Here is a 25,243-nt window from a genome sequence, read left to right on the forward strand (position 1 = left end):
GGTTCAGGCTTTGGCGATCGTCACCCGCACGCCGTCACCGATCTCCGCGCCGTCTGTGGGATCACCGAATTCGAAGCTGGTGGCCAGGATTTCACCCGCAATCAGGTCGCGGTGAGTGCGCGCCCAGTCGGCCCGTTCGCCGGGCACCGACATCACCACACTGATGCGGTCGGAGACGTCCAGCCCGGTCGACTTGCGCAACTCCTGCAGCTCGCGGATCCGGTCCTTGGCCCAACCTTCGGCCTCCAGCTCCGGGGTCACCGTGCCGTCCAGCACGACCAGACCGGCTCCCCCGGGCAGCGCCGCGGTGAACTCCGGATCGGCGGCCACCAACCGCGAGCTGTACTCCTCGGGCTGCAACACCGCCGGGCCCGCGGTCAGGGTGCCGTCCGGGTTGACGACGCCCTCGCCGGCCTTGACCGCTTTGATGGCGGCTTGCACGTCCTTGCCCAGCCGTGGCCCGGCGACCCGGGCGTTGACCGTGAGTTCGAAGCGGCCGTAGGTGTCGATCGCGTCGGTCAGTTCCACGCTCTTGACGTTGAGCTCGTCGGCGATCAGGTCGGTGAACGGCACCAGCTGCTGCGGATCTTCTACTGCCACAGTGAGTTTCGGCAGCGGCAGGCGCACCCGCAATTTCTTGGCCTTGCGCAGCGACGACGCGGCCGAGCACACCTCGCGAACCTGGTCCATCGCGGCGACCAACTCGGCGTCCGCGGGCAGCCCGTCGGCCTGCGGCCAGTCCGTCAGGTGCACCGACCGCTCGCCGGTAAGACCGCGCCAGATGATCTCGGTGATCAACGGAAGCAGCGGGGCGGCCAGTCGCGAAGCGACCTCCAGCACGGTGTGCAGCGTGTCGATCGCGTCGTTGTCTTCTTCCCAGAACCGCGAACGTGACCGGCGCACATACCAATTCGTCAGCGCCTCGGTGAACTGGCGCAGCTGTTCGCAGGCCCCGGAGATGTCGCAGATCTCCAGCGAGCCGGTGAGCTCATCGCGCAGCACGGCCAGCTTCGCCAGGATGTAGCGATCGAGCACGTTGGTCGAATTGGTGCGCCAGGTACCGACTTTCGGCGCGTAGAGGACCAGGAAGCTGTAGGCGTTCCACAGCGGCAGCAGGACCTGGCGCACGCCCTCGCGGATGCCCTGTTCGGTGACGATCAGGTTGCCGCCGCGCAGGATCGGCGAGGCCATCAGGAACCAGCGCATCGCGTCGGATCCGTCGCGGTCGAACACTTCGCTGACGTCCGGGTAGTTGCGCAGCGACTTGCTCATCTTCTGGCCGTCGGAGCCCAGCACGATCCCATGTGCCACACAGGTTTTGAATGCGGGCCGGTCGAAGAGCGCGGTGGCCAGCACGTGCAGCGTGTAGAACCAGCCTCGGGTCTGCCCGATGTATTCCACGATGAAGTCACCCGGATAGTGGGTGTCGAACCAGTCGGCGTTCTCGAACGGGAAGTGCACCTGGGCATACGGCATCGAGCCCGAGTCGAACCACACGTCGAGCACGTCGGGAATCCGCCGCATCGTGCTGCTACCGGTGGGGTCGTCGGGGTTGGGCCGGGTGAGCTCGTCAATGTAGGGCCGGTGCAGATTGGTGGGCCGCACCCCGAAGTCGCGCTCCAGCTCGTCGAGGCTTCCGTAGACGTCGATGCGCGGGTAGGCCGGGTCGTCGGATTTCCATACCGGAATCGGGGTGCCCCAGTAGCGATTTCGCGAGATCGACCAGTCGCGCGCACCCTGCAGCCACTTGCCGAACTGGCCGTCCTTGACGTGTTCGGGGTACCAGGTGATCTGCTGGTTGAGTTCCACCATGCGATCCCGGAATTCGGTGACCGTGACGAACCACGACGACACCGCCCGGTAGATCAGCGGATTGCGGCACCGCCAGCAGTGCGGGTAGGGGTGCTCGTAGGTTTCGTGACGGATCAGTACCGGCTGGTTCACCGCCGCCGGCCCGCTCTGGTTCTTGAGGTCTCGGATGATCTGCGGGTTGGCGTCAAAGACGTGCTGGCGCTGGTAATCCGGGACGGTGACGTCGAAGCGGCCCTTGGAGTCGACCGGGGTGACCGGCACGATGCCCACCTTGTCGGTGGTCGCCATGTCGTCCTCACCGTAGGCCGGCGCCATGTGCACGATCCCGGTGCCGTCGTCGGTGGTCACGAAATCGCCTGGGAGCACCTGAAATGCGTTAGCAGTATCCATGAAATACGGGAACGGCGGCAGGTAGCGGGTCCCCAACAGGTCGGCGCCGGAATAGGTCCCGAGTACCTCGGGCTCTTCGCCGAGCTCTTTTTCGTAGGCGCCCAGTCGCGCCTCGGCCAGCACGAAGCGCCGATCCCCGACCTTGACCTGGGCGTAAGTCACGTCCGGGTTGACGGCAACGGCCAGGTTGGACGGCAGCGTCCACGGCGTGGTCGTCCACACCAGCAGATAAGCGCCGTCCAGCTCGCCACCGGTGACCTTGAAACCCACCGTGACGGCCGGGTCCTGGCGGCTCTGATAGACGTCGTCGTCCATCCGCAATTCGTGGTTGGACAACGGGGTTTCGTCGCGCCAGCAGTACGGCAGCACCCGGTAGCCCTCGTAGGCCAGGTCCTTGTCCCACAGCTGTTTGAACGCCCAGATCACCGACTCCATGTAGGGCAGATCCAGCGTCTTGTAGTCGTTGTCGAAGTCGACCCAGCGCGCCTGGCGGGTGACGTAGGCCTGCCATTCGTCGGTGTAGCGCAACACCGATTCCCGGCAGGCCTCGTTGAACGCGGCGATGCCCATGTCGTCGATCTGGGACTTGTCGGTGATGCCGAGTTGGCGTTCGACTTCGAGTTCGGCGGGCAACCCGTGGGTGTCCCAGCCGAAGCGGCGGTCCACCTTGTAGCCGCGCATCGTGCGGTACCGCGGGACAATGTCTTTCACGTAGCCGGTCAGCAGATGCCCGTAATGCGGCAGCCCGTTGGCGAACGGCGGTCCGTCGTAGAACACGTACTCTTCGGCGCCGTCGCGGTGGGCGATGCTGGCCCGGAAGGTGTCGTCGCGGGTCCAGTAATCAAGGACCTCGAGTTCCAGCGCCGGGAAGTCGGGCGCTCCCCCGGCCAGCTTGGGATAAGCCCTGGCGTCAGCGTTTTCGGTCACGGTGCGCGTCGTCTCCTGCGTGCCTACGGTCAGGCCGGGGACGAAGTCGCGCAATCTGCGCGAGCACCGCGGTACCACCCCGCTTGCCGCGCTCACGCGCGGCCGCTCGATTCAGGCTGTGACGGGCCTACCCGTTCGGGTCTACTGGGCCGCGCGGGCTGTTCTTCCGAAGGCTCCCCGGTGATGGCCGGATCGATGCCGCTCCACTTTACCGCGAGACTGCAACTGCCTACGCAAACGCCGAGTAAGAACGTCGGCAGATGCAGTCTCGCGTAGGCAAGCTCAGGCCTTGACTTCGAGCACACCGACTCGCCACAGCGCCGCGTAGACGTGCCGAACGGGGACGCTCAGCAGGCGAGCGGCACCGGCCACCAGCGGGTCGCCAGCGCCGAAGTATCCGGCGTCGGCGGGCCGGGCAACCTTCTTGGGCGCGGGGGCCTGCGTCGGGGTGGTGTCGCGCACGACGCGCAGGTTGCGGACGGGCGCTACGGCAACTACTTCGTCGAAGAGTACAGCGGTCATGATCGTCTCCTAACGGAATTGCAAACGGGTACTGACTGGACTGATATGTCCCGACCCGTAAGGGTTCCGATCCGAGAACGCTTGAGCAGTAAGCGGATTCGCTAGCTCGAGGCGTCGGGCCGGAGGTCGGATTGGGACGGCGCTTGTCCCGGATATCCATCCGGACTGCCACTGGAACTCATGCGTCCCTCACCTCCTCTACGGCCACGACGCGTGCGGGTTACCCGCGCCTATTTGCGCGCACCAGAAGGAGTTCAGAATCCGGCGACCGCCGGAAATCCGCACCCCTCTCGTCAGAGCTTTGGCACCACACGACGTGTCCGGAACTCCGGAAGCCACTTGGACTCAACCCTTAAGCCGGGAGGAGCTGTCCTGACCCGGGGCGTCTTTCGACGTTCGGGGTCAGTGGCCTGTGTTCGTGTAGCCGCCTCACCTAACGAGGTGCTGCTGTAAATACTCCACGAGGGGTCCAACCCGGTCAATGTGATCTGGCCCGTGTTGCGCAACTTTTAGGCATCTTCACAGCTTTCGCCCAGGCTTTGGGCCGCTGACCTGCGTAAATACGGATCTGTGGGATCGTTCACATCCGCCGAAATGCGCCCCGACGGTCAGTCGTCAGCTAAGTTCTCCAGCCGCCCGATGGTCTCGGCGAACTCCTCGATCATGTCGAGCATGACCGAACGGGTCGGCCGGACTCGGTCCAGCGAACCGACCACCTGGCCGACGAAGTAGGTTGCCAGCTCACGCGCTTTGGCGCCGGGATGGGCGGCCGCTTGGCTGATGCGCATTTGCGGTTCGGTGACCAGGGTGGTCTGCAACGGCATACCGAGCGGAGCCGGGTTTTCGGGCCGCTCCCATTCATCGGTCCAGGCCGTCCGCAGCATCCGAGCCGGCTTGCCCGTCATCGACCGCGATCGCACGGTGTCCGACGAACTGGCGGCCAGGAACTTCTCCTTGACCACCGGGTCGGTCTCGGCTTCCTCGGTGGTCAGCCAGACCGAGCCACACCACACGCCCTCGGCGCCAAGAGCCAGGGCCGCCGCGATCTGGCGGCCGCGGGCGATCCCTCCGGCCGCCAGCACCGGGACGGGTGCGGCCGCATCGACGACTTCGGGCACCAGAACCATGGTCGCCACCTCGCCGGTGTGCCCGCCCGCTTCGGTGCCCTGCGCGACGATCAGGTCTACTCCGGCCGCGGCATGCCGTCGCGCGTGCTCGGTGGTGCCCGCCAGCGCGGCCACCAACACGTCGTGTCCGTGCGCGCGTTCGACAAGGTCGGCCGGCGGCGGCCCGAGCGCACTGGCGATCAACCGAATGTCGTGCGCGAAGGCCACTTCCAGCAGCGGCTCGTAGCCCTTGGGCGAGATGTTGAGGCCGCCCACGGATGCCCGCGGCGGTTCGGCCGGTGCCGTGATGCCATATCGGGCGAGCAAGTCCTCGACGAACGCGCGGTGCTCCTGCGGGAGCAACTCCCTGACTTGCTTCGCGTCGATTCCGCCTTGCTCGGCGCCGACGTACTTGGGCGGCAACAGCAGGTCGACCCCGTAGGGCTTGCCGCCGGTCTGCTCCTCGATCCAGGTCAGCTCGTTCTGCAGCCGCTGCGGGCTATGCGCGACGGCACCGAGGACGCCGAAACCGCCCGCGTTGGTAACCGCGGCGACCACGTCGCGACAGTGGCTGAAGGCGCATATCGGGAACTCCACACCGAGCATCTCGGCGACTCTGGTCCGCATTCCTCGACGCTAGGAGTTATCGCGGGACATGGCAATCAACCCGCGGGTGCACACCCGTCGGGCGGCCAGCCCGCCACACCGTCCTCAAGCGGGACGTCGAGACTCTGCAGAATCGACGAGACCATTCGCCATGCGCTGATGGCGGTCACGAGTTCGACGAGAATCGTTTTGTCACTATGTAATTCGCGCTCACAGGCCGCCCAGCTCCGCGGGCTGACCGCACCGTCGCGCACCACATCGTCGGTGGCCGCCAGCACCGCGCGCTCGGTGGGCCCGAATCCGTCGTGCTGTTGCCAATCGCGCACACCGAGCAGGTCGTCGGTCGTGACGCCCAACCGGGTAGCGACGCGCCAATGCTGCGTCCATTCGTATTCGCACGCGGTGAGCCAACCGATCCGCATGATGACCAGCTCCCGTAACCGCGCGTCCAGCGAACCGTGCCACAGCATGGTCGCAAGCAGGTCGTTGACCGCGCGCGCCAACTGTGGATGATTCAGCAACACCTGGAAGATGCTGAGCTCGGCCATGTAGTCGGGTACGGCCGCCTCGTCGGCGGCGGCCTTGGCCTCGCCGAGCGGCAGTCCGGGCACGCGGGCTGTTGTCATCGTGTGAGCACTCCGATCAACTGGCGGAACGTCTTCGCGTTCACCGGTAATCGTAGTCAGCGGTACGCGTCGCCTTCGGGGTGCGGTGGGCGAATAGGCAACCCCCGGCCGAGCGCAGATAGACACGTGTTGAACGACGGGCGTTTACCGGTGAACGTTCCACGAAAATGCGGCTGTTCGCCCCGATGCTCAGCCGCCAAAACAACTACGGTTTTAAGAAAAGGGCGCAATGAATTGTTCGCCCTCACAGCTGAATTCGAGGCCGGCTGCCTATGGCGCTGGCTGTCCTCGCACGTCCGCAGATTGGTGTGTAAGCCATGGCGCAACAGCCCTCGGTCTCAATCGTCATTCCCGCGTATAACGAAGAACGGTTCATCGGCAAGTGCCTGGAATCGTGCATCAACCAGACCTCGGCGCCGGACGAGATAATCGTCGTCAACAACAAGTCGACCGACGACACCGCGTCGATTGTGCGCAGATATCAGGCACAGGCGCCGCACCTGGACATCCAGCTTCTCGACCAGAACACCCACCAGGGCCTGGCGCCGACCCGCGACCACGGGTTCGACCACGCGCGGGGTGACGTTTTCGGCCGTATCGACGCCGACACGGTCATTCCGCCGGACTGGGTCGAGACGGTTCGCCGCTGCTTCTCCGACCCCGACATCGACGCCGCGAGCGGTCCGATCGCCATTTACGACCTGCCGTTCCGGGGCTTCCTCTTCTGGGTGGATTCCACGCTTCGCCACCACTTGCACAAACACGTCCGCAGTGAGCGGTTTCTCCTCGGCTGCAACATGGCAATTCGCGCCACGGCGTGGAAGGGCGTCCGTCTTCAGACGCAACTGGATCCGGAAGTGCGCCTGCACGAAGACATCGACCTGGCGCTGACGTTGTTCAAAAACGATTTCGAGATTTCCTATGAGCCGGCGATGGTCGCCGACATCTCTGGCCGGCGGGTGGAATCCCCACCGCGCGAGTTCTACCGGTACGCCACGCGTTACACGCGGACGACCCAACTGCACGGCATCAAGAGCCCGACGGCCCACACGACGATTGCCACCCTGCTGTTGCTGTATTACCCGTTCCGGACGATGCGGTTCTTTTATGACGCAGACGAACAGAAATTCACCCTGGCAAAGCTGCGGGACCGGCTGCGCAACGTAGGCCGATCCGCCGCGATACGGTCGCGCGCAAACGTCCGGCGCGGGCTGGCCGTGACGCAGCCGCCGGCTGCCTAGTGATCAACTAGCTTGCGGCAGTTGATAATCGGGACTAGAGCAGGCCCACCAGCTGCAAGTCGGTGACGTACTTGATGATCACCGGTGCCGAAATGTGCGGGATGTCGTTGTCCGCGCCGATCTTGGCTTCCTGCACCGCGGCACGGAACCGGTCGGTCGGCGCGAACGATCCGCGGGTCGGCTCGAGCGGTTGTATCTGCTCGGGATTGTGCAACATCAACTGCAGCATCTGCAGCACGGAGTGCTGGCGCTGCCGGTCCGGCAGGGCCCGCAGGCCGGCCTCGAACTGCCGCACCCACTCCCCGAAGTCGTCGATGCGCTGGATCGGATAGCCGGCCTCGATCAGCCAGTCGACGTAGGTGTCGATTCCGATGCCGTCGTCGTGCGGGTTCATCACGTGATAGGTCTCGAACCCGTCGACCACCTGGGCCCCGAGGGTGGCGATGGATTCGGCGACGAATTCGACCGGCAGCGCGTCGTAGTGCGCCCGTTGCCGGTTGCCGTTTTCGTCGCGCGTGTAGAACGAACCGGGCGCGACGCCGGTGGCCACCAGGCTCAGGATCATCCGGGTGACGACGTCCGTCACGTTGAACTGGCCCGCGTAGCTGACGTCGGACAGGATCATGTCACTGCGGAACACCGAAACCGGAAGCCCGAACGCGTCATTGGCCTCGCGCAGCAGCACCTCACCGGCCCACTTGCTGTTGCCATAGCCGTTGGCGTAGCTGCCGTCGAGGACGCGGGTTGGGCTGATCGCCCGGATGTCGGCTTCCTCGGTGAACAACGCCGGCTCGATCTGGCGACCGAGGTCCGACGTCGACACATAGGCGTATGGCTTCATCCGCGAAGTCAGCGCAAACTTGATCAGTTCGCCGGTGCCAACGACGTTGGACCCGAACAGCTCTCGGTAGGGCAGCACACCGTTGACCACGGCGGCCGAGTCGACGATCAGATCGACGGTGTCGGTCAGCCGTTGGTAGGTCTGCTCGTCGAGACCCAGGTTGGCTTCGCCCTTGTCGCCGGCGACGACCTCGAGATGGTCGGCGGCCAGCTGGTGGAAGCGGTCCACCAGCTGCGGGTCGCCGCTGTCGAATGTCTTCTCCAGACGGCGCCATGCCTCCTGATCGGAGCCGGCTCGCACCAGGCAGATCAGTTTGCCGTCAACACGTTTCAGTTGCTTGAGCCACTCCAGGGCCAGGTAACGGCCCAGGAAGCCGGTCGCCCCGGTCAACAGCACGGTACGCGCTTCGGCGCTCGGGCCCGGCAGCGTCGGAGCACCGAGCAGCGTCGTCTCGTCGATGAACTTGTCCAGGGTGAGGTCGCTGGCACGCAGTTCCTCGGTGTCGCGTCCGTGCACGGCAACGTAACTCGGGCCGTTGGCATCGGTCTCGTCCGAGTCGACGTCACTGTCCAAACGCTGGCTCATGGCGCGAACCGACGGCGCCTCGAACAGCGTGCGCACCGACAGGTTGCCGTCGAACGCCGTGTTGATCGCGGCGACCACCCGCATCGCCGACAGCGAATCGCCGCCCAGATCGAAGAAGGAGTTCTCGACGCCGACCCGCTCGATACCGAGCACCTGGCCATAGATCCCGGCCACGATCTCCTCGGTGGGTGTCGCGGGCGGGGTGTAGCGGACAGCACTCTGGTATTCGGGTGCGGGCAGCGCTCGCTTGTCGAGCTTGCCGTTGACGGTGCGCGGCAACGTGTCGAGCACGACCACCGCCGTCGGAACCATGTAGCCCGGCAACCGCTCGCTCAGCGCATGGCGCATCTGGGCCGTGTCGACTTCGCCGGTGACGGTCACATAGCCCACCAGCCGCTTGTCGCCCGGCCGATCCTCGCGGGCGATCACGGCCGCGGCCTGCACCCCGTCGAGGGCGGCCAACGCCGCCTGAACCTCACCGAGTTCGATGCGATAGCCGCGGATCTTGACCTGCTCATCGGCACGGCCGAGGTACTGCAATTGCCCGTCGGAACCCCAACGCACCAGGTCCCCGGTGCGATACATCCGCGACCCAGGCCCGCCGAACGGGCACGCCACGAACCGCGACGCGGTCAGACCGGCCCGGCGCAGATAGCCAACCGCCACGCCGCGACCGGCGATGTACAACTCACCGACCACACCTTCGGGCGCCGGCCGTAACCACTTGTCCAGCACGAACAACGCCGCGCCCGGCACCGGCACACCGATCGGTGCGCCTTCGCCAGCCTTCATCGGCGCGCTGATCGCGGCATAGATCGTGGCCTCGGTCGGGCCGTAGGCGTTGATCATGACCCGCCCCGGCGCCCACTTGTCCACTATTTCGTTCGGGGACGCCTCCCCCGCCATCACCAGCGTTGCGGACTCCAGCCCTTCGCCCGGCATCATCGCCAGCGCCGACGGAGTCTGACCCACCACGGTCACTTGTTCGGCGATCAGCAGGTCGCGCAGCTCGTGCGCGGACGCCGCCGCCGAATCGGGCACCACGACCAGCCGCGAACCATGGAGCAGGGCATTGAAGATCTCCCACACCGAAACGTCGAAGCTGTAGGAGTGCCATTGCGACCACACCTGCCCCGGACCGGTGGGTGCGCCCGGATCGGGTGCTTCCAGTAGCGACGTCGCGTTGTGGTGGGTGATCGCCACGCCCTTGGGCACCCCGGTCGTACCCGAGGTGTAGATCGTGTACGCCAGATCCTCCGGCGCAGCCACCGGGAAGGTGATGTCCGAGGGGATGGCCAGGTCGGGATCGTCGACGTCGATGACCGCCAAATCGGCCCCGTCGAAGCGTGACCGCATGGTCGCGTTGGTGATCGCCGCGACCGGTGTCGCGTCGCCGAGCATGAACTCGAGCCGTGCGTCGGGCATTACCGGGTCGATCGGCAGGTAGGCCGCTCCGGACTTGAGCACCGCCACCATCGCCACGATCGCCTCGGCCGACCGGTTGAACAGCAGCGCCACGCACTCACCCGGGCGCGCACCTTGAGCGACCAGCGCCCGCGCCAACCGCTCGGCCGCCTCGTCGAGCTCACGGAAGGTCCACGACCGCTCGCCGTCCACCAGTGCTACCCCGTCCGGGGTGCGGGCTACCTGCGCGGCGAACATCTCCGGGATCGTCGTGCCCGCCGCCGGCTGGGTCAGCACCGCACGGTTGCCCCAATCGTCAAGGCGCGCATGCTCACCGGCGTCCAGCACGTCCATCGACGACAGCCGCTGGGTCGGGTCGGCGGTCATCGCCACCAGCACCCGCTGGAACCGCTCCACCAGCGTTTCGATGCTGGCCGGGTCGAACACGTCGGTGTCGTACTCGACGCGGATGCCCAATTCGTGGCCCGGCAAGGCCATTACGGAAAGCGGGTAGTGGTTGTATTCGCGGTTGGTGACGTCGGTGATCGCCAGTTCGTGGACGCCCACCGGCACGTTGGTGTCGATCGGGTAGTTCTCGTAGAGGAACAGCGTGTCGAACAACTGGTCGTGGCCGGTGGCGCGGTGAATGTCGCTCAGCCCCAGGTGTTCGTGCTCGAGCCTGTTGTTGTGCGCGGTCTGCAGCTGGTCGAGCAGGTCGCCGATGGTGGTGGACACGGTGGTGTTCGCCCGCACCGCAACGGTGTTAATCAGCAGGCCCACAATCGATTCCGAGCCGATCACTTCGGGGGGCCGGCCCGAGACCGCGGTGCCGAACGCGACGTCGCGCTGGCCGGTCAGCCACATCAGCAGCTGTGCCCACCCGGCCTGTAGCACGGTGTTCACGGTGGTGTGGCAGGAGCGGGCCAGCGTGCTGAGCGCGCGGGTCGTCTCGGCGGACACCCGATACGAGTCGACGCGTCGCCGCCCGAGCGCGATCCGGGTGGCGGGTCCGACCAGAGTCGGGTTGTCGAAACCTTCGAACATTTCGCGCCACGCCGCCTGGGCCGCGCCGCGGTCCTGCTCGGCAAGCCAGGTGAGAATGCTGCGATACGACGCGGGCGCGGGCAGCCGCTCACCGTAGTAGCTGGCGAAGATTTCGCGCAGCAGGATCGGCAGCGACCAGCCGTCCATCACGATGTGGTGGTTGGTGAGCACGAACCGGTGCTTGTTCTCCCCGATCCGGATCAACGCCGCGCGGAAGGCCGGCCGGCCGAGCAGGTCGCTGACCGCGTCGCGTTCGTCGGCGCAGAGCCCCTCGATCTGCTCGTCGTGGCCGGCTTCGTCGCTGTCGAGCTGGATGTACCGCCAGGCCATGACGGGCTCGGCGGGAATGACCTGCACCGGCTCGTCGAACTGAGCGGAGAATCGGGCCGCCAGGTTGGGGTGCCGGTTGACCACCGTCTGCACCGCTTCGCGCAGCCGCTGCGGCTCAATGGCACCGGCGATCGTGATACCAAGCTGCACCGCGTAGACGTCGTCGCCGTTGTCGCCGCCCTGGGCGACGCTGGCGTGAAACAGCAGACCCTGCTGCACCGGGGTCAGCGGCAACACGTCGGCAAGGTGGTACTGCTGATCGAGTTGGTCGAGCTGCTTTTGAGTCAGCCGTGTGGGCGCCAGGTCGGACGGCGTCAAGCCACCCCCGCCGTTGCGCACGTGCGCGCAGATGCCCGACAGCGCCTCGAACCACAGCTTGCTCAGCCGGCTGATCTGCTCGCCGTCCAGCGCCGAGGGCGCCCAGGTCCAGCTGGCGTGCAGGTGCGGGCCCGCTTCGGTGTCCATGGTGCCCGCGTTGAGGTCGACGGTGTGCATGAGTGGCAGCGGCACCGCGGTGGCCGCGCCGGCGACGGACAAACCTTCTTCGGAGATCCGCCATAAATCACCGGAGAGCTCCGCGGCCGTGCCGGCACCCAGCCGGCCCAGGTAGTTGAACCCGATCGCCGGGTCGTTGCCGTGCAGGTCCACTTCGTTGTTCGCGTAGCGCAGCAGTCCGTAGGTCAGCGGATCGGGCAGCCCGCGCAGCTGCTCCTTGGCCTCTTTGACCACCGGCCCCAGCGCGCTGCCGCCGGCCACCACCTGCGCCCAGTCCAGCTCACCGACCGACAGCGACACCGGGTATTTGGTGGTGAACCACCCCACCGTGCGCGATAAGTCGACGCCCCGAGCCAATTCCTCGTGGCGGCCGTGACCCTCGACGCCGATGCCGATCGGCGCGCCGCCGGTACCCAGGAACTCCGCCCAGGCCAACCCGAACGCGATCAACAGAATGTCTTGCACCCCAGCGTGAAACGCCGCCGGCACCTCACCCAACAGCAGCCGTGTCGTCTCGACATCGAGCTCGGCCGATAACTGTTCGGCGGTGACGTAGGTGTCCACCTCGGGGCGCACCGCCGGCAACGCGGCCGGCACCGCGGCAACTCGCCGCCACGCCTCGACATGCTCGGTCACCGCGGGGCGCTGCGCGTACTCCTCCAGCAGCGACGACCAGCGGGCAAACGACGTCCCGCCCGGGGGCAACTCCACCGGCTGCCCGCTGTGATGCAGGGCCCAGGCGATGTTCAAGTCTTCCAACAGGATTCGCCACGACACACCGTCGACCGCCAGGTGGTGAATGATCAGCACCAACTGAGACGTCGAGCTGACCCACAACGCGCTCAACATCACTCCGGCGGACGGGTTCAGCCGCGACCGCGCCGCGACGAGCGCCTCGTCGGACAACACCTCGACCGACTGCAGCAGACCCGCGGCATCCACGGTCCCGACTTCGGGTACCTGAAGCGACCACTCGCCCGCGTCGTCGTCCTCGACACGCAACCGCAGGGTGGCGTGCCGATCGACCAATGCCTGCAGCACGGGCGCCACGTCGGCCTCGGTCGCTGCGGTCGGAGCCTGCACCACCATCGTCTGGTTGAACTGCTCGACGGGGCCCACCACGCCTTGCAGCCAACGGATGATCGGGGTGGCGACCACGTCCCCGATGCCCTCGTCGACGACGCCGTCGGCGCCATCGGTCATCGTTGCTACCCGGGCCAGCCGGGCGACGGTCTGCTCGACGAAAATGTCACGGGGACGGCACAATACGCCCGCCGCGCGGGCGCGCGCCGATACCTGCATCGACAGGATGCTGTCGCCGCCGAGGTCGAAGAAGGAGTCGTCGACGCCGACCCGCTCGACACCCAGCACCTGAGCGTAAATCCCGGCCAAGATCTCCTCGACCGCGTCGGACGGCGCGCGGTATTCGCCGCCGCCGGCGTATTCGGGTGCGGGCAGGGCGCGTCTGTCGAGCTTGCCGCTCACGTTCAGCGGCAGCGTGTCGAGCACGACGATCGCCGTGGGGACCATGTAGGCCGGCAACCGCTCGGCCAGCGCGGTGCGCATCTGCGCGGGGTCCACATCCGCGGTGACGGTGACGTAACCGACCAGTCGCTTGTCGCCCGGGCGATCCTCGCGGGCGATCACCGCCGCGGCCTGCACCCCGTCCAAAGCGGCCAAAGCCGCTTGTACCTCGCCCAATTCGATGCGGTAGCCGCGAATCTTGACCTGCTCGTCGGCCCGCCCCAGGTACTGCAGCTGCCCGTCGGAACCCCAGCGCACCAGGTCGCCGGTGCGATACATCCGGGCGCCCGGCTCACCGAACGGGCACGCCACAAAGCGCGACGCCGTCAACGGAGCCCGGCGCAGGTACCCAGTGGCCACCCCGCGACCGGCGATGTACAGCTCACCGGTCACGCCCTCGAGAGCGGGCCGCAGGAACTTGTCCAATACGAACAGCGCCGCGCCCGGCACCGGCACACCGATCGGCGCCCCCGCGTCGGGGGTCAACGGCGAGCTCATCGCCGCATAGATGGTGCCCTCGGTCGGACCGTAGGCGTTGATCAACACCCGGCCCGGCGCCCACCGGTCCACCACCTCGGACGGCAGCGCCTCGCCGGCCACGAACACCGCAGTGGACTCCAAGCCTTCCGACGACAACATCGCTGCGGCAGAAGGGGTTTGGCAAAGAACGCTGACCTTTTCGGCGATCAGCAGCGCATGCAGGTCGTCGGGTGAACTCGCCACGGTTTCGGGAACGATCACCAGCCGCCCGCCGTGCAGCAGGGCACCGAAGATCTCCCACACCGAAACGTCGAAGCTGTAGGAGTGCCACTGCGACCACACCTGCCCGGGGCCGGCCGGCACGCCCGAGTGCAGTTTTTCCAGCAGCGACGTCGCATTCTGGTGGGTGATCGCCACACCCTTGGGCACCCCGGTGGTGCCCGAGGTGTAAATCATGTACGCCAGATCCGACGGTGCCGGCGCCGACAATTCGGTGCCGGGGTCGGCGCCGGGGTCGTCGAAGTCGACGACGACCAGATCGGCACCCTCGAACCGCGACCGCAAGGCCGCGGTGGTGACCGCCGCGACCGGGGTCGCATCGCCGAGCATGAACTCCACGCGCGCGTCGGGCAGCGCGGGGTCGATCGGCAGGTAGGCCGCTCCGGCCTTCAACACCGCCATCATCGACACGATCGCCTCAGTCGACCGCGAAAACAGCAGTGCCACAGTCTGACCCGGGCCCGCGCCATGTCCGGTGAGAACCCGCGCCAATCGCTCCGCGGCCTCGTCGAGTTCGCGGTAGGTCCACGACCGGTCCCCGCACGCCAGTGCCACGGCCTCTGGAGCATTCGCCACCTGCGCGGCGAACAACTCCGGAATCGTGACGGCCTGCACGGGCCGGGTCAGCACGGCGCGGTTGCCCCACTCGTCCAACCGCGCGACTTCGCCGCCGTCGAGGAGATCAATCGATAAGAGCCGCCGTTTTCCGTCGGCCATTACTCATCCCCTGCATCGTCAGTCATGGCTACCAGCACACGCCGTAACCGCTCGACCAACGTTTCGATACTGGCCTTGTCGAAGACATCGGTGTCATATTCGATGCGAAGACCCAGTTCGTGGCCCGGCACGGCTTGCACTGACAGCGGGTAGTGGTTGTACTCGCGGTTCGTGAACTTCGTGATCGTTAGATCCTGAACGCCCGACAACGCTGCGGTGTCGATCGGGTAGTTCTCGTAGACGAACATAGTGTCAAACAGCTGGTCGTGCCCGGTGATTCGGTGAATTTCGTTCAATCCCAAGTACTGGTGTTCGAGTGTTTCGGTGTAAGAGCCTTGCAGTTGGTCGAGCAGGTCGCCAATCGTGGTGGCCGAGTTGATGTTGGCCCGGACCGGCACCGTGTTGATCATCAGGCCGACGATGGATTCCGCGCCCGGCAGGTCTGTCGGCCGCCCCGACACCGCGGTGCCGAAGGCGACGTCGGGCTGACCGGTCATCCGCATCAGCAACTGGGCCCAGGCCGCCTGCAGCACGGTGCTGACGGTGGTGCGGCAGGACCGGGCCAGCTCGCTCAGCGCTTGGGTGGTCTCGGCGGACACCTGGAAGTCTTCGACGGCTCGCGCTCCGAGGCCCATCCGTTGCGGCGGCCCGACCAGGGTCGGGGTGTCGAAGCCGTCGAACACCTCGCGCCACGCCGCCCGGGCCGCACTGCGATCCTGATCGGACAGCCAGGTGACAAACCTGCGGTACGACACGGCCGCGGGAAGCTTGGCGCCGTAGTAGCTGGCGAAAATCTCTTGTAGCAGAAGCGGTTTCGACCAACCATCCAGCACGATGTGGTGATTGGTCAGCACGAACCGGTACTGGTCCTCCGCGGCGCGCAGCAACGCCGCCCGGAAGGCCGGCAAGGCGGCGAGATCGCAGACGGCGGCGCGTTCGGCCGCGGACACCTGCTCAACTTGCGCGTCGACGTCGCCGCCGCCCAATTCGAGGTACTGCCAAATCAATTCGGGCTCAGCAGGAAGGATCTGCAGTGGCTCGTCGAAGTCACCGCTGAAGCGGGCCACCAGGTGTGGGTGCCGGGTGACGACGGTGTGGACCGCATCGCGCAGCCGATCCGGGTCGACGGCGCCGCTGATGCTGATGTCGAGCTGCACCGCGTACAGATCGTCGCCGCTGACGCCGAGGTCCTCCGCGGTGCTGGCGTGGAAGAACAGGCCCTGCTGCAGCGGGGTCAGCGGCAACACATCGGCGAACTGATCGGTTTGCTGCAGTTCGTCGATCTGCTGCTGGCTCATCCGCGCCGGCGCCAGGTCGGACGGTGTCAAGCCGCCCCCGCCATTGCGCACGTGCGCGCAGATGCCCGACAGCGCGTCAAACCACAACTGGCTCAACCGATCGATCGCAGGCTCGTCCAGCGCTGAGGACGCCCAGGTCCAGTTGGCCTGCAGCTGCGGGCCACCCTCGGCGTCCATGGTGCCGGCGTTGAGTTCGACGGTGTGGGCCAGCGGCATCGCGACGGCCGTCGCCGCCGCCACGGCCGGCAGGTCGTCCTGCGAGATCTGCCACAGGTCACCGGAGAGGTCCGCGGCACCCGCGCCCAGCCGGCCCAGGTAGTTGAACCCGATCGCCGGGTCGGATCCGTCCAGGTCGACATCGGGGTTCAGGTACCGCAGCAGACCGTAGGTCAGCGGATCGGGCAACCCGCGCAGCTGCTCCTTGGCCTCTTTGATCACCGGCCCCAGCGCCGTGTCGCCGGCGACCACCTGCGTCCAGCCCAGCTCGCCGACGGCCAGCGACACCGGGTACTTGGTGGTGAACCAGCCAACCGTCCGCGACAGGTCTACATCTGCGGACAATTCCTCGTGGCGGCCGTGACCCTCGACATCGATACCGATCGGCGCGCCGCCGGTACCCAGGAACTCCGCCCAGGCCAAACCGAACGCGATCAACAGAATGTCTTGCACCCCAGCGTGAAACGCCGCCGGCACCTCACCCAACAGCAGCCGTGTCGTCTCAACGTCGAGCCCGACCGACAGTTGCCCGGCCGTGGCGAACGTGTCTGCCCCGGGCTGCGGCGCCGGCAGCGCGGCGGGCACCGCGGCCACCTGCCGCCATGCCTCGGCCTGGGCGACGACTTCGGGAACCCGCGCGTGCGCGTCTAGCAGCGACGACCACCGGGCGAACGACGTGCCGGGCACCGGCAACGCCACCTCTTGCCCGCTGTGATGCTGGGCCCAGCCAATGTTGAGGTCCTCCAACAGGATTCGCCACGACACGCCATCGACGGCCAGGTGGTGAACGATCAGCACCAACTGCGACGTCGAGCCAACCCACAAGGCGCTCAACATCACTCCGGCCGACGGGTTCAACCGCGACCGCGCCGCGACGAGCGCCTCGTCGGACAACACCTCGACCGACTGCAGCAGCGCGGCGGCATCGACCGAGCCGACCTCGGGTACCCACAACGACCAACCGCCGGCGCCGTCGTCGTCGACACGCAGTCGCAAAATCGCGTGCCGATCCACCAGCGCCTGCAGCACCACCGTCGCATCGGCTGCGGTCACCCCGTCGGGGGCCTGCACCACCATCGTCTGGTTGAACTGCTCGACCGGACCGTCGGTGTCCTGCAGCCAGCGAATGATCGGGGTGGCGATTACCTCGCCGAGACCCTCGTCGACCGCGCCATCGCCCTCGCCGCCCAGGCGGGCCACCCGAGCCAGCTTTGCCACGGTCTGTTCGACGAAAATGTCACGCGGACGGCACATTACGCCGGCCGCCCGGGCCCGGGCCACCACCTGCATCGACAGAATGCTGTCGCCGCCCAGGTCGAAGAACGAGTCGTCGACGCCGACGCGCTCGACGCCCAGCACCTGGGCGTAGACCCCGGCGAGGATTTCTTCGATCGCGTCGCTGGGGGCGCGGTAGCTGTCGGCGTCGGAGTATTCCGGCGACGGTAGGGCGCGGGTGTCGAGCTTGCCGTTGACCGTCAACGGCAGGGCATCCATGACCACCACCGCGACCGGCACCATGTACGACGGCAGCCGCTCGGCCACCTGGGCGCGGATCTCGGTCGGGTCCGCGGTACCGGTGACATAACCGACCAAACGCTTGTCGCCGGGGCGATCCTCGCGCGCGATCACCGCGGCCTGCGTCACCCCGTCCACGGCGGCCAGCGCCGCCTGGATCTCCCCGAGTTCGATGCGATACCCGCGGATCTTGACCTGCTTGTCCGCACGCCCCATATAACGCAGCTGGCCGTCGGTACCCCAGGACACCAGGTCCCCGGTGCGATACATCCGTGATCCGGGCCCGCCGAACGGACACGCCACGAACCGTGTCGTCGTCAGGTCCGGCCGGCCGATGTACCCGCTCGCGACGCCGGCGCCGGCGACATACAACTCCCCGACCACCCCGGGTGCGACGGGCCGCAGCCAGCCGTCGAGCACGAAGAACGCGAGATGCGCCAACGGCACCCCGATCGGGCTGGTGTTGCTGTCCACGTCGGCGTCGACGATCTCGCGGAAGGAGGCGTGCACGGTGGTCTCGGTGATGCCGTACATGTTGATCATCCGCGGCAGTCCCGGATGGTTGTGCAACCACGTCTGCAGGCGTTGCGGCTCAAGCGCTTCACCGCCGAAGACCACGGTCTGCAGCTTGAGCTGTTGTCCCAGTTCGGGGGCCAGCGCGTCGGCGGCTTGCAACGCGTAGAACGCCGACGGCGTCTGACTCAAGACGCTGACTTGCTCGCTGACCAGCAAGGCGTGCAGGTCTTCGGGTGAACGCACCACCGAGTCGGGCACCACGACCACCCGGCCGCCGTGTAGCAGCGCGCCCCAGATCTCCCATACCGAGTAGTCGAATGCCAGCGAGTGGCATTGCGTCCACACCTGTCCCAGTTCCATCTCGGCGTCGAGGGACTCCAGCAACTGCGTCACGTTGCGGTGGGTGACGGCGACGCCCTTGGGCTTACCTGTGGTGCCCGAGGTGTAGATGATGTAGGCGACATGGTCGGCCGCCGGGGTCGGCAACGCGGTGTTCGGCGCCGCAATGATGGCCGGGTCCTCGATGTCGATGACCTGCAGGGCAGCGTTCTCCAACCGCGGGCGCAGGTCCGCGGTGGTGAGGGCGGCGATCGGCGCGGAATCGGCCAGCATGAATTCCATCCGCGCCGTCGGGTGCGCGGGATCCATCGGCAGATACGCCGCCCCGGTCTTGAGCACCGCCAACAACGACACGATGGCTTCGGCAGATCGGTTGAGCAGCACCGCCACCCGCTGACCCGGTCCGGCCCCGCGATCGGACAACACGTGCGCCAACCGGTTCGCGGCCTCATCGAGCTCGCGATACGTCCACGACCCGTCTCCGCAATTGACGGCCACGGCCTCCGGGGCGCGCGCGACCTGCGCGGCGAACAACTCCGGAATCGACACCGGCGTGCCCGCGGGCTGGGTCAGCACCGCCCGATTGCCCCACTCCTCCAACCGCGCATGCTCATCACCGTCAAGCAAATCAATCGACGACAACCGACGCGTGGCATCGGCCGTCATCAACACCAACACCCGCCGCAACCGCTCGATCAACGAGTCGACGGTGGCGACATCGAAGACGTGGCTGTCGAATTCGACGCGCAGGCTCAGTTCGTGGCCCGGCGTCACGACCACCGACAACGGGTAGTGGTTGAATTCGCGACTGCTGAAATCGGTGATGGCCAGCTCTTGGACGCCGAACAGCGCCCCAGCGTCGACCGGGTAGTTCTCGTACAGGAAAAGCGTGTCGAACAGCTGGTCGTGACCGGTCACGCGGTGGATATCCCGCAGCGCCAGGTGGTCGTACTCGATCGTGTCGTTGTGGGACCGCTGCAACTGGGCCACCAGCTCGGCGATCGTGGTGGTCGCGGTGGCGGTGGCCCGCACTGGCACCGTGTTGATCAGCAGACCCACCAGCGCTTCCGCGCCGGGCAACTCGGTCGGCCGGCCGGAGACGGCGGTGCCGAAGGCGACATCGTGATGGCCGGTCAGCCACATCAGTACCTGCGCCCACGCCGCCTGCAGCACATTGCTGACGGTGGTGTGGTTCGAGCGCGCCAGCTCGGTCAGGGCCTGGGTCGTGTCGGCAGGCACCCGATACGATTCCACGCCGCGCTCGGCCGCCTGCCCGGGCGGACTCACCAGCGTGGGCGTGTCAAAGCCGGCCAGCACTTCGGCCCACGCGGCTTGCGCGGCATCGCGATCCTGCTCGGCCAGCCAGGTGACAAAGCTGCGATACGACGGGGGCGCGGCCAACCGTTGCCCGTAATAAAGAGTGAAGATCTCCTGCAGCAGGATCGGCAGCGACCAGCCATCGATCACGATGTGGTGGATGGTCAGCACAAACCGGTGCCGGTTGTCCCCGGTGCGGATCAAGGCGACCCGGAAAGCCGGCTGGTCGGCGATGTCGCAGACCGCGGCACGTTCGTCGGCGCACAGCTGTTGGACCCGCTCGTCGACTTCGGCTTCGCCGCCGGCCATTTCGACGTACTGCCACGCCATCACGGGCTCGGCCGGGATGATCTGGATCGGCTCGTCGAACTGTTGGCAGAACCGCGCCGCCAGGTTGGGGTGGCGGTTGACCACCGTCTGCACTGCCTCACGCAACCGCTTCTGCTCGAGCGGGCCGGTCACGGTGATGCCCAATTGCACCGCGTACAAATCGTCGCCGGAGCCCTCCGCGAGCGCCGTGTGGAACAACAGCCCCTGCTGCACCGGGGTCAGCGGGAGCACGTCGGCAATGCGCAGCTGCCGGGACAGATCGTCGATTTGCTGCTGACTCAGACGCGCCGGCGCCACATCGGACGGTGTCAGCCCGCCGCCACCGCGGCGGACGTGTGCGCAGATGCCGGCCAGGGCCTCGAACCACAGTTGGCTGAGCCTGTTGATCTGGGTGTCGTCCAGTGCCGACGGCGCCCAGGTCCAGTTGGCGTGCAAATGCGGACCCGCTTCGCCGTCGACGGTGCCGGCGTTGAGTTCAACGGTGTGCGCCAACGGCATTGGGATCGCCGCGGCCGCACCGGCCAGCGCGAGGCTTTCCTGGCTGACCCGCCACAGGTCCTCGGAGAGCTCGGCCGCCGAGGCGCCCATGCGGCCCAAGTAGTTGAAGCCGATCGCGGGGTCGGCTCCGGCCAGGTCCACGTCGGGGTTCAGATACCGCAGGAGACCGTAGGTCAGTCCGTCGGGCAGGGCCCGCAGCTGTTCTTTGACGTCTTTGATGACGGCGCCGAGTGCCGGGTCGCCGGCGACCACCCGCGACCAGTCCAGGCCACCCACGGCCAGCGACACCGGGTACTTGGTGGTGAACCACCCGACCGTGCGCGACAGGTCGACGTAGGGATTCAGCTCTTCGTGGCGCCCGTGACCCTCGACGTCGATGCCGAGCGGCTTGCCCGGGGAGCCCAGGAATTCCGTCCAGGCCAACCCGAATGCGATCAACAGAATGTCTTGCACCCCAGCGTGAAACGCGGCCGGGACCTCACCCAGGATCTGCCGGGTCGTGTCGACATCCAGGTCCACCGACAGCCGTCCGGCGTTGGCGTGCGTATCCACCGCCGGCTGTACCGCCGGCAACACGGCCGGGGTCGCCGCCACCTGCCGCCAGGCGTCCGCCTGCGCCACGACCGCCTCGCTACGGGCGTGCTCTTCGAGCAGTGACGACCACCGGGCAAACGACGTCCCCGGTGCAGGCAACTCCACCTCTTGCCCGCTGTGATGCTGGGCCCACGCGATGTTGAGGTCTTCCAACAGGATTCGCCATGAGACGCCATCGACGGCCAGGTGGTGAATGATCAACGCCAACTGGGAAGTAGAGGTAACCCACAGCGCGCTGAACATCGTCCCAGTGGCCGGATTCAGCCGCGAGCGCGCTTCGGTGAGCGCCTTGTCGGTCAACACGTCGACCGATTGCACATGAGCGCCGGCATCGACGGACCCGACGTCGGGCACCCACAGCGACCAACCGCCGGCGCCGTCGTCGTCGGCACGCAGCCGCAGGGTGGCATGCCGATCCACCAGCGCCTGCAGCACCACCGCAACGTCGGGCTCGGTCACTCCGGCCGGGGCTTGCACCACCATCGCCTGGTTGAACTCCTCGACCCGACCGTCGATGTCTTGCAGCCAACGGATGATCGGGGTGGACACCACCTCGCCGAGACCCTCGTCGGCCGCCCCGATCTCACCGGTCGCCACGCTGGCCACCTGGGCCAGCCGCGCTACGGACTGCTCAACGAAAATGTCGCGCGGACGCAGCAGCACACCGGCCGCCCGGGCCCGCGCCACGACCTGCATCGACAGGATGCTGTCGCCGCCCAGGTCGAAGAACGAGTCATCGATCCCGACCCGCTCGAGGCCCAGGATTTCGGAGTAGATACCGGCCAAGACCTCTTCGACCGCGGTCGTCGGAGCACGGTAAGCGCCACCGACGTTGTGGTATTCCGGCGCGGGCAGGGCGCGGGTGTCGAGTTTGCCGTTGGGCGTCAGCGGCAGCGTCTCCAAGACCACCACCGCGGCGGGAACCATGTATGCCGGCAGCCGGTCGGCCAGCCTGGCGCGGGCCGCGGCGGGGTCGACGGTGCCGGTGACATAGCCGACCAGGCGCTTGTCGCCGGGACGGTCCTCGCGGGCGATGACCGCGGCCTGCTTGACGTCGTCCAGCGCGGCCAGCGCGGCCTGCACCTCACCCAGCTCGATGCGATACCCGCGGATCTTGACCTGCTCGTCAGCGCGTCCGAGGTAAAGCAGTTGTCCATCGTCGCCCCAGGAGACCAGGTCTCCGGTGCGGTACATCCGGTCCCCCGGCTGCCCGAACGGGCATGCCACAAAACGCGACGAGGTCAAACCCGCCCGGCGTACATAGCCACACGCCACGCCGGCGCCGGCGACGTACAACTCACCGACCACGCCGGGCGGCACCGGCTTCAACCACCTGTCCAGGACGAACAACGCAGCACCCGGGACCGGCGAACCGATCGGCACCACACCGGATCCCGGCACCAGCGGGGCGCTGATCGCCACACACACCGTCGTCTCGGTGGGGCCGTAGCCGTTGACCATCACACGCCCGGGCGCCCACTGATCCACGACCTCGGCCGGGCAGGCCTCGCCCGCGACCACCAATGCGGCGGTCTCCAGCCCCTCTGGCGACAGCATCCCGACCGCCGAGGGGGTCTGGGTGAGCACGCTGACGTGTTCGCCGACCAACAAGGCGTGGAAGTCTTCTGGCGAGCGGGTCACCGACTCCGGCACCACCACCAGCCGTCTGCCCCCGAGCAGGGCGGCCCAGATCTCCCACACCGAGAAGTCGAAGGCCAACGAGTGGCACTGCGACCACACACCGGTCCGCGGCAGGCCGGCATCGAAGCAGGCGAACAGTTGCGTGACGTTGTGATGGGTAACCGCAACACCTTTGGGCATGCCGGTAGTGCCGGACGTGTAGATGACGTGGGCGACGTTGTCCGGGTCCGGCGTCGGCAGCGCCGTACTGGGCTGCGCCGCAATGCGGGGATCGGCGACATCGATGACCACCAGATCCTGTCCATCCAACCGCGACCGCAGGTCTGCGGTGGTGACCGCCGCCGTTGGCGCGGCATCGGCAAGCATGAACTCGGTGCGCGCTGACGGGAGTGCGGGGTCAATCGGCAGATATGCCGCGCCGGTCTTCAAAACGGCCAGGATCGCGATGATCGCGTCGGCCGAACGGGAAAACTGAAGCGCCACAACGTGGCCCGGGCCGACACCCTCGCTGACCAGCTGGTGCGCCAATCGGTTGGCGGCCTCGTCGAGTTCCCGGTAAGTCGTGGACCGACCCTCGAAAGTCACCGCGACTGCCTCGGGGGTGCGCTCTACGTGTTTGGCGAACGTCGCCGGAATCGACACCTTCGCCGGTGCGAGCTCCGTGAGGACAGCCCGATTGCCGATCTCGTCCAGGCGGTGCGTGTCATCGGCATCCAGCGCCTCGATCGACGAGAGCGGCGCCGTCGGGTCCTCGACCATCGCCAACAGCACCTGCTGGAACTTCGCCGCCAGATCGGCGACATCAAAGTTCGCAAACGGCTGCCCAGGACCGGCCGTGCTCAGGAAGAGTTGGTCGCCGGCGCCGAGGAAGAAGAACCCGAAGTGACCCACCGGGCCGTGGTTGGTGTACCCCGCATGTGCCGGCGCACCGGCAAGGTTCAGGGTCAGGCGGGACGGGATGAAATTGACACCCACCCGGTTTGCGCCCTGCCGGGCGCCGCCCTCGCCCTCCAGGACATGCACCGGGAAACGCTGATGCTGCAACAGCTCCCGAATACGTATGTCGACGTGGGCAACAAAATCGGCGACCGTCGCGTCCGGGGACGTCGACAATACGAGTGGAACAACCCCGGCAAGCATCGCGGGCAGTGTCTTCGACTCTGGAGTTACCCGCCGGCTGACCGGGAAGTCCAGCGTCACCTCGGAAGCGTTACCGGACCATCCGCGCACCAACAGCGCACACGCGGCGGTAATCGCCGAATACCGGCGCACCCGCAACTGTTTGGTCAACTGTTGCATTCGGCTCACAACGGCCGGATCCAACTGCACCGAGGCGGAAGTCAGATACGGGTCACGCTCTTCGGTGAGCTGAGGTAGCCGATAGTGGAATCCACTTTCGGTCGGCAGATGTTCCTGCCAATAGGCCTGGTCATCCTGGTAGTCGGCGGACGCCTCGTAACTGGACTCGCAGTCGATCAGGTCCTGCAAGGAACCGAAGTAGGCGTCCGGCACCGGTTCACCGGCGACCAGAGCCGTGTAGACGGTGGCAACCCGGCGGCTCACCAGCGCCATGCCCATGCCGTCTACCGCGATGTGGTGGCAGCACGCGAACAAATAGAATTGATTATCTTGTGTTTGGAATAACACGAAAATAAAAAGGGGACCCGAGAATGGCATTGGCGTGCGCTGAATTGAGGACGCCATTTCGCGGACTTTTTGCACCGGATCGTCCGAGCCCCTGAAATCATAGAAGCCCAGCTCTGTATCCGGATAATCGACAGCCTTTTGCAAAACGTGGCCGTCGGCTTCGAAGAACGCCGCCCGGCCCGACTCGGCCTCGGCAACGACTTGCCGGATCGCCTGCTGCAGCAAATCGCGATGTACGGCGCCCTCGATCAACACCAAAAGGCCAAGCTGCCACTCGGTACCCGCGAAACCGGTTTCCTGCGAGAGCCAAATATCGAGCTGTCCGCGGGTCAGCGGGTGTGCCCGCTCACCACGTTCCATATGAGTCCCCCAGAGCTCCACCCGAGTCCCCATACCCAGGCGG

At 66.8% G+C, this 25,243-nt stretch carries 7 protein-coding genes and 1 riboswitch; of the genes, 1 reads left to right on the forward strand and 6 read right to left on the reverse strand.

Translation table 11 applies throughout. The features are described 5' to 3' along the window. Nucleotides 1–3: 3 nt before the first annotated feature. The 4 genes from ileS to LMQ14_RS15815 form a co-directional block, all read right to left on the reverse strand. On the reverse strand, nt 4–3,129 hold the full coding sequence (gene ileS / locus LMQ14_RS15800) for an isoleucine--tRNA ligase (protein ID WP_267730513.1): 3,126 nt from the start codon (nt 3,127–3,129) through the stop codon (nt 4–6). Nucleotides 3,130–3,411: 282 nt separating this feature from the next. Next, entirely contained in the window at nt 3,412–3,651 is a 240-nt protein-coding gene (locus tag LMQ14_RS15805; RefSeq protein WP_267730514.1) for an Rv1535 family protein, read from the reverse strand. A gap of 278 nt (nt 3,652–3,929) precedes the next feature. Next, a riboswitch (M-box (ykoK) riboswitch) is annotated at nt 3,930–4,099 on the reverse strand. A 160-nt stretch (nt 4,100–4,259) separates the two neighbouring features. After that, entirely contained in the window at nt 4,260–5,384 is a 1,125-nt protein-coding gene (locus LMQ14_RS15810) for an NAD(P)H-dependent flavin oxidoreductase (protein ID WP_267730515.1), read from the reverse strand. A 35-nt stretch (nt 5,385–5,419) separates the two neighbouring features. Then, nucleotides 5,420–5,989 carry a carboxymuconolactone decarboxylase family protein gene (locus LMQ14_RS15815; protein WP_267730516.1) on the reverse strand — a complete coding sequence of 190 codons (570 nt, stop codon included), beginning with the start codon at nt 5,987–5,989 and terminating at the stop codon, nt 5,420–5,422. A 317-nt stretch (nt 5,990–6,306) separates the two neighbouring features. Between LMQ14_RS15815 and LMQ14_RS15820 the strand changes: the two genes are divergently transcribed. Then, nucleotides 6,307–7,230, forward strand: coding sequence for a glycosyltransferase (locus LMQ14_RS15820; RefSeq protein ID WP_267730517.1), 924 nt, complete (start codon nt 6,307–6,309; stop codon nt 7,228–7,230). Between the two features lie 34 nt (nt 7,231–7,264). Here the strand turns inward: LMQ14_RS15820 and LMQ14_RS15825 are convergent, their stop codons facing one another. Continuing rightward, a complete protein-coding gene (locus LMQ14_RS15825; protein ID WP_267730518.1) occupies nt 7,265–14,929 on the reverse strand; it encodes a non-ribosomal peptide synthetase in 7,665 nt (2,554 codons plus the stop codon). Continuing rightward, the gene (locus tag LMQ14_RS15830; RefSeq protein WP_267730519.1) at nt 14,929–25,200 is read right to left on the reverse strand and encodes a non-ribosomal peptide synthetase; all 10,272 of its coding nucleotides are present in this window, start codon (nt 25,198–25,200) and stop codon (nt 14,929–14,931) included. Before LMQ14_RS15830 ends, LMQ14_RS15825 begins: the two co-directional genes overlap by 1 nt. Nucleotides 25,201–25,243 lie beyond the last annotated feature (43 nt).

Source organism: Mycobacterium sp. Aquia_213 (assembly GCF_026625985.1).
Taxonomy (GTDB): Bacteria; Actinomycetota; Actinomycetes; order Mycobacteriales; family Mycobacteriaceae; genus Mycobacterium.